Origin of the sequence: Ottowia thiooxydans (assembly GCF_040548795.1) — a bacterium.
Classification (GTDB): Bacteria; Pseudomonadota; Gammaproteobacteria; order Burkholderiales; family Burkholderiaceae_C; genus Ottowia; species Ottowia thiooxydans_A.
This window is the reverse complement of sequence record NZ_JBEPSH010000012.1, coordinates 108,327-120,235: the sequence shown is the minus strand read 5'-3', so window position 1 is coordinate 120,235 and position 11,909 is coordinate 108,327. Positions and strand designations below refer to the sequence as shown.

Annotated in this window: 7 protein-coding genes; all 7 read left to right on the top strand. The window is 59.3% G+C overall.

Translation table 11 applies throughout. The features are described from left to right. Positions 1-102: 102 nt before the first annotated feature. The 7 genes from ABIE13_RS24605 (at position 103) to ABIE13_RS24575 (ending at position 11,901) form a co-directional block, all read left to right on the top strand. On the top strand, positions 103-1,542 hold the full coding sequence (locus ABIE13_RS24605) for an ankyrin repeat domain-containing protein (RefSeq protein ID WP_354448452.1): 1,440 nt from the start codon (positions 103-105) through the stop codon (positions 1,540-1,542). A gap of 161 nt (positions 1,543-1,703) precedes the next feature. Further along, the gene (locus tag ABIE13_RS24600) at positions 1,704-3,170 is read left to right on the top strand and encodes a sensor histidine kinase (protein ID WP_354448451.1); all 1,467 of its coding nucleotides are present in this window, start codon (positions 1,704-1,706) and stop codon (positions 3,168-3,170) included. Then, positions 3,167-3,817, top strand: a complete 651-nt coding sequence (locus ABIE13_RS24595; RefSeq protein ID WP_354448449.1) for a response regulator transcription factor — start codon at positions 3,167-3,169, stop codon at positions 3,815-3,817. The genes ABIE13_RS24600 and ABIE13_RS24595 overlap by 4 nt, the downstream gene beginning before the upstream one ends. Positions 3,818-4,105: 288 nt before the next feature. Beyond that, positions 4,106-4,594: a GlcG/HbpS family heme-binding protein gene (locus ABIE13_RS24590; RefSeq protein WP_354448447.1), complete on the top strand. Its 489-nt coding sequence runs from the start codon at positions 4,106-4,108 to the stop codon at positions 4,592-4,594. Continuing rightward, positions 4,591-5,301 (top strand): ankyrin repeat domain-containing protein, encoded by a 711-nt coding sequence (locus ABIE13_RS24585; protein ID WP_436278476.1) that lies wholly within the window; start codon positions 4,591-4,593, stop codon positions 5,299-5,301. The genes ABIE13_RS24590 and ABIE13_RS24585 overlap by 4 nt, the downstream gene beginning before the upstream one ends. A gap of 261 nt (positions 5,302-5,562) precedes the next feature. Then, positions 5,563-10,341 carry a glutamate synthase-related protein gene (locus ABIE13_RS24580; RefSeq protein ID WP_354448445.1) on the top strand — a complete coding sequence of 1,593 codons (4,779 nt, stop codon included), beginning with the start codon at positions 5,563-5,565 and terminating at the stop codon, positions 10,339-10,341. 93 nt (positions 10,342-10,434) lie between these two features. Continuing rightward, positions 10,435-11,901 (top strand): glutamate synthase subunit beta, encoded by a 1,467-nt coding sequence (locus ABIE13_RS24575; protein WP_354448443.1) that lies wholly within the window; start codon positions 10,435-10,437, stop codon positions 11,899-11,901. Positions 11,902-11,909: the final 8 nt, after the last annotated feature.

Genomic DNA, 11,909 nt, shown 5'->3' with positions numbered 1-11,909 from the left:
ATACCGCCCCGGAACCTATTGGTAGATCGTGTGACTTATGAAGTAGCTATGCTGGTCTGACGCATTTGTCAAAGGGATGCTTCGCCAGAACCGCTGCAATTAATGAAGGAATCCTTTGTGCCTGACTTCAATAGCTCCCATGGCGCCGTCCCTTACTCCACTTCGCTGTATCCATCAGGGACTCGCCAACCGGCCACGTCTCAGCCTCAGACGGGCAGCCCCACGCCGCCTGGCCCAGCACATACGACGGCGTCACCTTATGGAGGTCGCTTTCAGGTTGGTGAGAGCAACGGAGCACTGAATACCTCTCTAAGCCATGAGCGCTTCATATTCCGCCAAAACGACGTGAGTAACTACCGTGGAGCCGCCACGCCCATATACCATCGGGGGGAAGAATACCTCGGACGGCCATTGGACGAAGCGATGCGCCAAGCTGTGCGGGAGAGTGATGCGAACACGCTTCAGACCATCCACCAGCAGTATCCGGCCCAGTTCTCCATCCAACTTTCCAAACTCTTTTCCGTTGGCATTCCTGGCTTTTTTGCCGTTAACTGCGAGCAGCGAACCGTTCTCATGCTGGCTGCCGAGCGCGGTGATCTCAATATGGTCGATTGTTTGCTGACGCTTGGGGCACAAGTGGAGCAGAGAGAGGGTTATGGCCGCACCGCTTTGATGATTGCAGCCAAGAAAGGGCGAGAGGACGTCGTGGAGCGCTTGCTCAAGGTGGTGGGCATCAATATTGATAAGTGCGACAGCAAGGGCGCGCCCGCCCTGGTGTACGCTGCCGTTGCGGACCAAACGGATATGGTGGTCTTACTCTTGAGACACGGCGCGGGCTCCCACAATTCAGCTCTGAAAGATAGGGCCCTTGAAGCCGCAATCTCACGTCAAAACTGGAAAATGGCGTCGCTCTTGATGGATCATGGCGCTACCTTTCAGTACTCAAAATCAGGACGGAATGACCTTAGCTTCCTGATGGAGGCCATTTCCAGGCAGTTCCCGACCTTTGTGCAGGCACTTATCGAACGCGGTGAGGACCTTGAAAAGACGGACCTTCAAGGCCAGACGGCTCTGATGCACGCGGTCAGTGCGCGCGGCCTGGATACGGCGAATAATGGGTCTTTGAACACCGAGCAAAGCGCTGATCCATACGTCAGAGCCCGCTTGGAGGACGAGGCTGCACGGGAGGAAGGGAGGCGGGTGAAATTCCAGGAGATGCTGGAAATGCTGTTGAAGGCAGGCGCCAACGTTTATGCGGCGGATCGTCAAGGCTGGACGCCGCTGATGCATGCCGCTTCTGCGGACAGCGATGCAGGAGCCGAACGCATGCTAGATCGGATGATCGACGGCATCATCGACCGTACCGCCCCTCCCGCACAGCCAGAGCAACCCGCCGGTCATGGCGTCATCCGCCGATTCGCGGAGTTGCTTGAAGATGATTCTGACTACGAACGGGAATTGCGTGTCAGGCCTCCAGCATTCGATTCTTATGGCGAGGATGAGATGGAGAGTCTCGACCCGTCTCACGAGAGGCGAACGTAGGCGTCTGCACGATTTGTGTGAGTGAGTGTCGATCATGAGCCCCGCGGCTGCTATCGACCAGCTTCTAAAATCAATAAATTGGGGCCGAGCACAATCTTCTGGCCTATAGGGTGCTTCAGTGCCTTTTTAGTGCATTGGCAATGCATGCCAGAATTGTTGACATGAAGCCCATCGCGCGTCGTTACTCCTGGCTGGCGCTCTGGCTGGCGTGCTCCGCCATCGGGGCTGGCTGGCTGGCCATGAATCGGTTGGCGGAGTTGCGCGCGGACTTCGACACAGATGCCCGTATCGCCCACCGTGTTTTGAGCCAACGTATGGCTCAGCACGATGCCATTCTGGCCACCCTGGCACTGCTCCAACCTGCCAAAGGGAGTGGAGGCGCCGAGCGGCTCTCGGCGCTCTATCCGCAAATCCTCGAAGTCGTGCAACGCCCAGAGCAACAGATGTGGCCTGCGGCCATCGAAGTCACTCTCAAGGATGCAGAGGCGACTTCTCGGCAAACGAGGCGGGCTGTACTTGCTAATGAAGACCTGTCTTCAGGCAGGTACTGGTTGGTGCTGGCGGCGCACCCGCTCAGCCATGCTTTGTTAATTGATCTGAAGGCTGCAATGCCCTGGGGCGAATGGCCCATGAAGGGGGCCACCAGCGCGGTGAGAGCGACTCTTGTCCTTGCTGGTGCAAGCTTTGTGATCCAACCAGGGCTTGCTGGGCCCGGATCTTTCCCGCGCTGGCGCTGGGAAGCTGCGAAAGTGTTGGCTTCGGCCAGCCAGCCGCTGGAGCTGGTCCTTGAGCGGCCCGTGACCTGGCGCGAGCTACCTTTGGCAGCCATGGTGGGCTGGAGTCTGTTAGCCGCATTGCTGCTGGCCGGTCTCAGGATGTTGTGGAATCAAAGGGTGGCGCGCCAGCGCGCTGAAGAGTTGCTGCGTCTGGGTCAGGTGGCTCGTCTCAACACTTTGGGTGAGTTGGCCGCTGGCATGGCTCACGAATTGAATCAGCCTCTGACTGCGCTGTTGGCCAATACCCAGGCTGCCCGTCGCTTGCTCGATGAAAAACCGCCCGATGTTGGAACCGCGCGCGATGCCATGGCGCAAGCAGCCCACCAGGCACGCCGCGCTGCTGACGTGGTGGGACGGTTGCGTCGCCTCGTGGAGCGGCCCGAGCTGGCAACACAAGTTCAACCTGTGGCTCTGGGCGCGGCCGTGCAAGAAGCTTTGTATTTGCTCGAACCGGAACTACAGCGCCACAGTATTGAGGCTGAGGTCGTCTCGCAGCCTGATCTTCCTCTCGTTCGGGCTGAGCCTGTGGCACTGCAGCAGATTATTCACAACCTTCTGATGAACGCAGTGCAAGCGATGGAGCAAGTGTCCCCTGCTCGGAGGAGGCTCCACCTGCATTGGCAGCGGCAAGGGGCACAAGCGCTGCTCGTGATTCGAGATACGGGGGCGGGAATTCCTTCCGAGGCAAGAACACGGGTGTTTGAGCCTTTTTTCACTACACGCGAGGGCGGCCTTGGCCTGGGTCTCAGCTTGTCTCATAGTTTGGCTGAGGCCATGGGCGGCAGCCTGGTGCTGGCTAGTCCTCCTGAAGGCCTAGGTGCCGAATTCCATTTACTGCTTCCTCTGGCATGACTGTTCTCTCCGCCTCTCTGTCTCCGCTTATTCACTTGGTAGACGATGATGCAGCCGTGCGCGACGGCCTTGCCCTGCTGATCGGGACAGTGGGGTTGCGTGTGCAGACCTGGGAGGATCCTCAGGCTTTCCTGAATGGATTTGAGCGCGGCGGAATCGGTGCCATCTTGCTCGACGTGCGCATGCCGGGCACGAGCGGACTGACCGTGCTGGATCAACTGGTGGCGCGCGGGGTGGATCAGCCTATCATCATGTTGACTGGTCATGGCACGGTAGACATGTGTCGACGCGCGTTCAAGGCCGGGGCTGCGGAATTCCTGGAAAAGCCCGTAGACGACGAAGTGCTCATCGAGGCACTTCAAACTGCTGTACGTCAGCATGTGCGCACACGTGAACGCCAAGGCGTCGACCGTTCTGCTGAGGAGCGTTATGCACAACTCTCTCCGCGCGAGCGTGAGGTGCTGGGCCTGATCGCGAGCGGTCTCACCAACAAGGAAATTGGTCGAGCCCTGGATCTGTCACCGCGCACGGTAGAGACCCATCGAGCCCACTTGTTTGCGAAGTTGGGTACAGATTCGCTGGCTCAGCTCATACGGCGCTATGCCGCGCTGGTGGACGCGGATGCGGACCCTGGAAGCGGTCGATAAGCCCACTCTTGGGTAGCGCCTCACGCTGCAGAGTTCCACGGCGTCAAGCGGCATAACCCGTTTGTGCAAAGCGCGGGCCTTGGGCGTCTGGACATATTTTCGAGCACCTTGACTGCGCCCTTGACCCATTCAATGCAAAGTGTCCGCAGACCTCCGTAGTTTTACGGAGGCTTGAACGTAACTGGCCGCATGGCGGCGGTGCCCGCAAATTTCTACAGTATCCCTACGGCGCCAGGTTCCGATGAATCCGAGCCACGCCGCAGCAAAACACCAATTTCTGGAGAAACCATGCACCGAGTCCTCGCTATCGCCCTTCTCAGCCTGTCAGCCAACGCCGTTCAGGCAGCCGATGCAGTTCGCACCGAAAAGAATATGTCCTTGTCCCTGGCCAATGAAATTGCGGCACAGACCGTGGCGACATGCACTGCCAATGGCTATGCGGTCACGGCCACGGTCGTGGACCGCGCAGGCACCGTGCGTGCTGTGCAGCGCGCGGACAATGCTGGTCCCCACACGCTGGAAGCCAGCCGCTTGAAAGCCTACACCTCTGCCTCGGCCAAGAACAGTACGGGCGCCATCATGGAAGCTTCGCAAAAGAACCCCGCTGCCGCCAACCTGGCTCAGATTCCGGGCTATTTGTTGCTGGCGGGGGGACTACCCATCAAGGTAGGTAACGAAGTGATCGGCGCCGTGGGAGTAGGGGGCGCCCCTGGCGGCCATCTGGATGAGCAATGCGCTCAGAGCGCACTGACCAAGGTGGCCGGGCAGCTTCAATGAGCACGCAGGTTCGTCGACGCGGGTGCCTGACTGCCATGGGTCTGACGTTGGCTGGCCTCTCGCTGGCGCCTGTGGTCAACGCGCAAATAGCGCCTACAGGCTCTGAATCCGCTGCTTACCGAGGGCTGCATCTTGCAGCCGCGCGCGGCGACGTGCCTGGTCTGCAGCGCCTGCTGGCTGCAGGGGCGGACGTCAACGCGCGAGACGGCCACGGCCGCACCCCCTTGCACGTGGCGACATTCGCCCGTCAACATGCCAGCCTGCGGGCATTGGCGCAAGGCGGCGCTGAACTGGGTGCACTGGAAAAAGATCGGTATGACGCCGTGACCATTGCCGCTGTGGCCGACGATGAGGACACCCTCAGAGTCCTCCTTGCGCTAGGTGCCAGTGCGCGCCAGATCACCAGCAGGTACGACGGTACGGCGCTCATCGCTGCGGCCCACTTGGGACACGATGGTGCCGTGCGCCAGCTTATTTTGGCTGGCGCGCCGATTGACCATGTGAACAATTTGCACTGGACAGCTGTTATCGAGTCCATCGTGCTGGGCCATGGTGGTGCGCGTCATCAGGAGACGCTCCGTGCGCTGATTCAGGCGGGGGCAAACTTGCACATTGCGGACAGCCATGGTCGCACGCCTTTGCAGCTCGCTCAGCAAAGAGGGTTTAGGACTATGGAACGCATGTTGACGCAAGCAGGGGCGCGTTGAATTGACTCTTGGCCGCGATACGAACCAGGCCAAGTTAAGAGTGTTCGCGCATGCTCCGGCAAACCGGGAGCTTTAGAACACCTTGAAAGTACTGCGTGCGCTAACTCCATACCCTTGTTTTTAATGTGTCCCCAATTAATTTTCCTCATCAACGAATTCTATTAAATAGGTATCTGACCCCAATAAATAATTCTTGAAGAAATTGCTGCACCGCACTATCCTTGGGTCCAGTCCCGATATAGATAGAAGATGGAGCCCACGATGACCACATCTGCTGAGCAAGCGCAATTGCGAGAGAACGGCCTTTACGATCCAGCCAATGAACATGACGCCTGTGGCGTTGGTTTCGTGGCACACATCAAGGGTGAGAAGAGCCACGCCATCGTCACTCAGGGTTTGAAGATCCTGGAAAACCTGGATCACCGCGGTGCGGTGGGTGCCGATGCGCTGATGGGCGACGGTGCAGGCATTCTCATTCAGATGCCAGATGCGCTCTATCGCGAGGAAATGGCCAAGCAAGGTGTCACGCTACCGCCTCCAGGCGAATACGGCGTTGGCATGATTTTCCTACCCAAGGAAAGTGCTTCGCGATTGGCGTGTGAGGAAGAGTTGGAACGCGCTGTTCGCGTTGAAGGCCAGGTGCTCCTGGGCTGGCGCGATGTGCCCGTCAACCGCGACATGCCCATGTCGCCCACTGTGCGGGAGAAAGAGCCCGTCATCCGCCAGATCTTCATTGGCCGCGGCGCAGACGTCATCGTTCAAGATGCTCTGGAGCGCAAGCTCTATGTGATCCGCAAGACCGCCAGCGCCAACATCCAGGCCTTGGGTCTGCGCTACAGCAAAGAGTACTACGTGCCCAGCATGAGCAGCCGCACGGTAATCTACAAGGGCTTGCTGCTGGCCGATCAGGTCGGTACTTATTACCTGGACCTGCAGGATGAACGCTGCGTATCGGCACTGGGTCTGGTGCATCAGCGCTTTTCCACCAACACCTTCCCGGAATGGCCTCTGGCTCACCCGTACCGCTATGTGGCGCACAACGGTGAGATCAACACGGTCAAGGGCAACTTCAACTGGATGCGGGCACGCGAAGGTGTGATGAGCTCGCCTGTGTTGCAGGACGATCTGAAGAAGCTCTACCCCATCAGCTTTGCGCATCAGTCGGACACGGCTACGTTCGACAACTGCCTGGAACTGCTGACCATGGCAGGCTATCCGCTTGCCCAGGCCGTCATGATGATGATCCCCGAGCCCTGGGAGCAACACACCACCATGGACGAGCGCCGCCGTGCGTTCTACGAATACCATGCCAGCATGCTGGAGCCGTGGGACGGACCAGCCTCCATCGTGTTCACCGACGGCCGCCAGATTGGCGCCACGCTGGACCGCAACGGCCTGCGTCCTAGCCGCTACTGCATCACCGACGACGACTTCGTCATCATGGGTTCAGAATCCGGCGTCCTGCCTGTGCCTGAGCACAAAATCGTCCGTAAATGGCGCCTTCAGCCCGGCAAGATGTTCCTGATCGATCTCGACCAGGGCCGCATGATCGATGACGAAGAGGTCAAGGCCAGCCTGGCCAATGCCAAACCGTATACCCGCTGGATCGAAGATCTGCGTATCCGTCTGGACGATGTGGCCGTACCCGTTGCCGGGCTCGACGCTGAAGAGTTGCCCGTCAACGAGACTGAACCTCAGTCTTCCGGCGTAGAGACCACCTCACCCGAATTGCTCGACCGCCAGCAGGCTTTCGGCTACACGCAAGAGCACATCAAGTTCCTGATGAGCCCCATGGCAGCGTTCGGCGAAGAGGCCATTGGCTCCATGGGCAATGACAGCCCGCTGGCCGTGCTTTCCGATCACAACAAACCGCTCTACAGCTACTTCAAGCAGTTGTTTGCGCAAGTGACCAACCCGCCCATCGATCCGATTCGCGAAGCGATCGTGATGAGCCTGGTGAGCTTCATCGGACCCAAGCCTAACCTGCTGGATATCAACCAGGTCAACCCGCCGATGCGGCTGGAAGTGAGCCAGCCGGTGCTGGACGCCTATGACATGGCCAAGCTGCGCGACATCAAGCAGTACACCCAGGGCAAGTTCTCCAGCAGCGTGCTGGACATCACCTACCCAGTGGCCTGGGGCCCCGAGGGCGTGGAAGCACGCCTGGCTTCCTTGTCTGCGCAGGCGGTGGATGCCATCAAGGGTGGCTCCAACATTCTGCTCATCAGCGACAAGGCGGTCTCCAGCACCCGGGTGGCCATTCCGGCACTCCTGGCGCTCTCCAGCATCCATCAGCATCTGATTCGCGAAGGCCTGCGTACCAGTGCCGGTCTGGTAGTGGAAACCGGTAGCGCCTGCGAAGTGCATCACTTCGCGGTGCTGGCAGGCTATGGCGCAGAGGCGGTGCATCCCTGGCTCGCCATGGAAACCATTGCGAACATCCACAAGGATTTGCCGGGCGACCTCAGCGCTGAAAAAGCAGTGGTCAACTACGTCAAAGCGGTGGGCAAGGGACTCTCCAAAGTCATGTCCAAGATGGGTGTCTCCACCTACATGAGCTACTGCGGCGCGCAGTTGTTTGAAGCCATTGGCATCAATTCAGAGACCGTGGAGAAGTACTTCACGGGCACTGCGAGCCGCGTCGGTGGCCTGGGTGTGTTCGAGATCGCCGAAGAAGCAGTGCGCCGTCAACAGGCGGCCTACGGAGATGATCCCGTGCTCGCGAACATGCTGGACGCCGGAGGCGAATACGCCTGGCGCACACGTGGCGAGGCTCATATGTGGTCGCCGGACGCCATTGCCAAGTTGCAACACAGCACGCGATCCAACAACTGGAGCACGTACAAGGAGTACGCACAGCTCATCAACGACCAGAGCAGGAGTTTGATGACCCTGCGTGGCCTGTTCGAATTCAAGGTGGATCCCGCCAAGGCGATTCCCATCGATGAAGTCGAGTCAGCCAAGGAAATCGTCAAGCGTTTTGCTACCGGGGCGATGTCTCTCGGCTCCATTTCCTCAGAGGCGCATGCCACCCTGGCCGTGGCCATGAACCGCATTGGCGGCAAGAGCAACACCGGTGAAGGTGGTGAAGATGCCAAGCGCTATCGCAACGAACTGAAGGGCATTCCTATCAAGCAAGGCCAGACCATGTCTGAACTGCTGGGCCAGGATGTCTTCGAAGTCGACTACGCCTTGAACGAGGGCGATTCCATGCGCTCGCGCATCAAACAGGTGGCCTCCGGCCGATTCGGCGTCACGGCAGAGTATCTGTCCAGCGCGGACCAGGTTCAGATCAAGATGGCGCAGGGCGCCAAGCCAGGCGAGGGGGGTCAACTGCCCGGCGGCAAGGTCACCGACTACATCGGCAAGTTGCGCCACAGCGTGCCAGGCGTTGGCCTCATCAGCCCACCTCCGCACCACGATATCTATTCCATTGAAGATCTGGCTCAGCTGATCCACGACTTGAAGAACGTGGCGCCGCATGCTGGCATCAGTGTCAAGCTCGTCAGTGAAGTAGGCGTGGGCACTATTGCTGCAGGCGTGGCCAAATGCAAGAGCGATCACGTGGTGATTGCAGGCCATGACGGTGGCACCGGCGCATCGCCCTGGTCCAGCATCAAGCACGCGGGCAGCCCATGGGAAATCGGTCTCGCCGAAACGCAACAGACCCTGGTCCTCAACCGTCTGCGTGGGCGTATTCGGGTGCAAGCTGACGGTCAAATGAAGACCGGCCGCGACGTCGCCATTGGAGCCTTGCTGGGTGCAGACGAATTCGGTTTCGCCACGGCTCCGCTGGTAGTCGAAGGCTGCATCATGATGCGCAAATGCCACCTCAACACCTGCCCTGTCGGTGTGGCGACGCAAGACCCCGTGCTGCGTCGCAAGTTCAGCGGCAAGCCGGAGCATGTGGTCAACTATTTTTTCTTCGTCGCAGAAGAAGTGCGTCAGATCATGGCGCAACTGGGTATTCGCAAGTTTGACGACCTGATTGGCCGCAGTGACCTTCTTGACATGAAAGAAGGCATCGAGCACTGGAAAGCCAAGGGCCTGGATTTCAGCCGCCTGCTGGCTCGCCCGGTGGTGCCTGATGACGTGCCACGCTACCACGTCGCCAACCAGGACCATGGTCTGGCCAAATCACTGGACAACCGCCTGATTGAAAAATCGCGTCCAGCCATTGACTCAGGTGAGCGTGTCAAGATTCTGGACACCACACGCAACGTGAACCGTTCAGTCGGTGCCATGCTCTCGGGCGCGGTGACCAAGGCACACCCTGAGGGTCTGCCAGACGACACAATCCACATCCAGCTGGAAGGCACCGGTGGCCAGAGCTTTGGCGCCTTCCTGTGCAAGGGCATCACGCTCTACCTGATTGGCGATTCCAACGACTACACCGGCAAAGGCCTCTCAGGCGGCCGTGTGGTGGTGCGCCCCAGCCTGGATTTCCGTGGACAGGCGCACCAGAACATCATCGTGGGCAACACGGTGATGTACGGTGCCACAACAGGAGAAGCGTTCTTCAGTGGTGTGGCCGGTGAGCGCTTTGCAGTGCGCCTGTCTGGTGCGACTGCGGTGGTAGAAGGCACGGGCGACCACGGCTGCGAGTACATGACTGGCGGCACGGTGGCCGTGCTGGGCAAGACCGGAAGGAACTTTGCTGCCGGTATGTCGGGCGGTGTCGCTTACGTCTATGACGAAGACGGCCAGTTCGCCAAACGCTGCAACACTGCCATGGTCAGCCTGGACAAGGTGCTGCCCGCGGCCGAGCAGCGTGCGACTGCAGATCGTTCCATATGGCACCGTGATCAGACTGATGAAGACCAGCTGAAAGCGCTGCTGGCCGACCACAACCGCTGGACCGGCAGCCGCCGTGCGCGCGAATTGCTCGACAACTGGGCGGAAGCGCGCGGCAAGTTCGTGAAAGTCTTTCCGAATGAGTACAAGCGTGCCCTCGGCGAAATTCACGCCAGAAAGCAAGCGTCCATCAGTGCGGAAAAAGCGCCAGCACCAGCCAAGAAAGAAGCTGCACCAGCCAAGTGAGTCGCGACGCGAATGGGCCGGGGTTGATGCCTTAGTCAACCCGGCTCCTCCGCGCCACTCTTCTCAGCCAGTCAAGAATCAAGAAAGCACATCATGGGAAAAGTCACCGGCTTCATGGAGTTCGAGCGCGTCGATGAGGGCTATGCCCCGGTCGCGGAGCGCCTCAAGCACTACAAGGAATTCGTTATCGGCCTGGACGACGCGCAGGGCAAAGTGCAAGCCGCGCGTTGCATGGACTGCGGCACACCGTTTTGCAACAACGGCTGCCCCGTCAACAACATCATTCCGGATTTCAACGATCTCGTTTACCGCAGCGACTGGAAGAACGCGTTCGCAGTACTGGATTCCACCAACAACTTCCCAGAGTTCACCGGCCGTATCTGCCCCGCTCCGTGTGAAGCCGCCTGCGTACTCAATATCAACGACGATCCGGTCGGCATCAAGTCGATCGAGCACGCCATCATTGACCGTGCCTGGGCTGAGGGCTGGGTCGTTCCCCGCCCCGCGAAGATCCGTACAGGCAAGCGCGTGGCGGTAGTCGGTGCAGGTCCTGCTGGCATGGCGGCTGCGCAGCAATTGGCGCGTGCTGGTCATGACGTCACTTTGTTCGAGAAAAACGACCGCATTGGTGGTTTGCTGCGCTATGGCATTCCAGATTTCAAGCTGGAGAAATCGCACATTGATCTTCGCGCCGAGCAGATGCAGGCCGAAGGCGTCACTATCCGCACAGGCGTGCTTGTGGGATCCGTCCCCAAGGACAGCAAGATCACCAACTGGGCCAAGGAAAGCATCAGCCCTGCAGAGCTGCAAGAGCAATTCGATGCCGTCTTGCTCACAGGTGGGTCTGAAGTCTCCCGAGACCTGCCGGTCTCCGGGCGTGAACTCGATGGAATTCATTACGCCATGGAGTTCCTGCCGCAGCAAAACAAGATCAACGCTGGCGACAAACTGAAAGGCCAGATCCGTGCCGATGGCAAGCATGTCATCGTCATTGGTGGCGGTGACACTGGCAGCGACTGCGTAGGCACCAGCAACCGCCATGGCGCCAAGAGCGTGACTCAGTTCGAAGTCATGCCCATGCCCCCTGAGCAGGAAAACAAACCCCTGGTCTGGCCCTACTGGCCCATCAAGCTGCGTACCAGCTCCAGCCACGACGAAGGCGCGCAACGCGAATTCGCCATTTCTACCAAACAGTTCGACGGCGAAAAAGGCAAAGTCAAGAGCCTCACCACGGTTCAGGTCGAGTTCAAGGACGGCAAATTGAGCGAAGTGCCGGGAACAGAAAAACAATGGCCGGCTGATCTGGTGCTGCTCGCCATGGGTTTCACCAACCCGATGGCCACGATGCTCGAGGGCTTCGGTATCGAAAAAGACGCACGTGGAAACGCCAAGGCCACCACTGATTTCGACGGCGGCTACGCCACCAACGTGCCCAAGGTATTCGCTGCCGGTGACATCCGCCGCGGCCAGTCCCTCGTGGTCTGGGCTATTCGTGAGGGCCGTCAAGCTGCGCGCTCTGTGGACGAATTCCTGATGGGATTCAGCGATCTGCCCCGGTAGACTCCCCC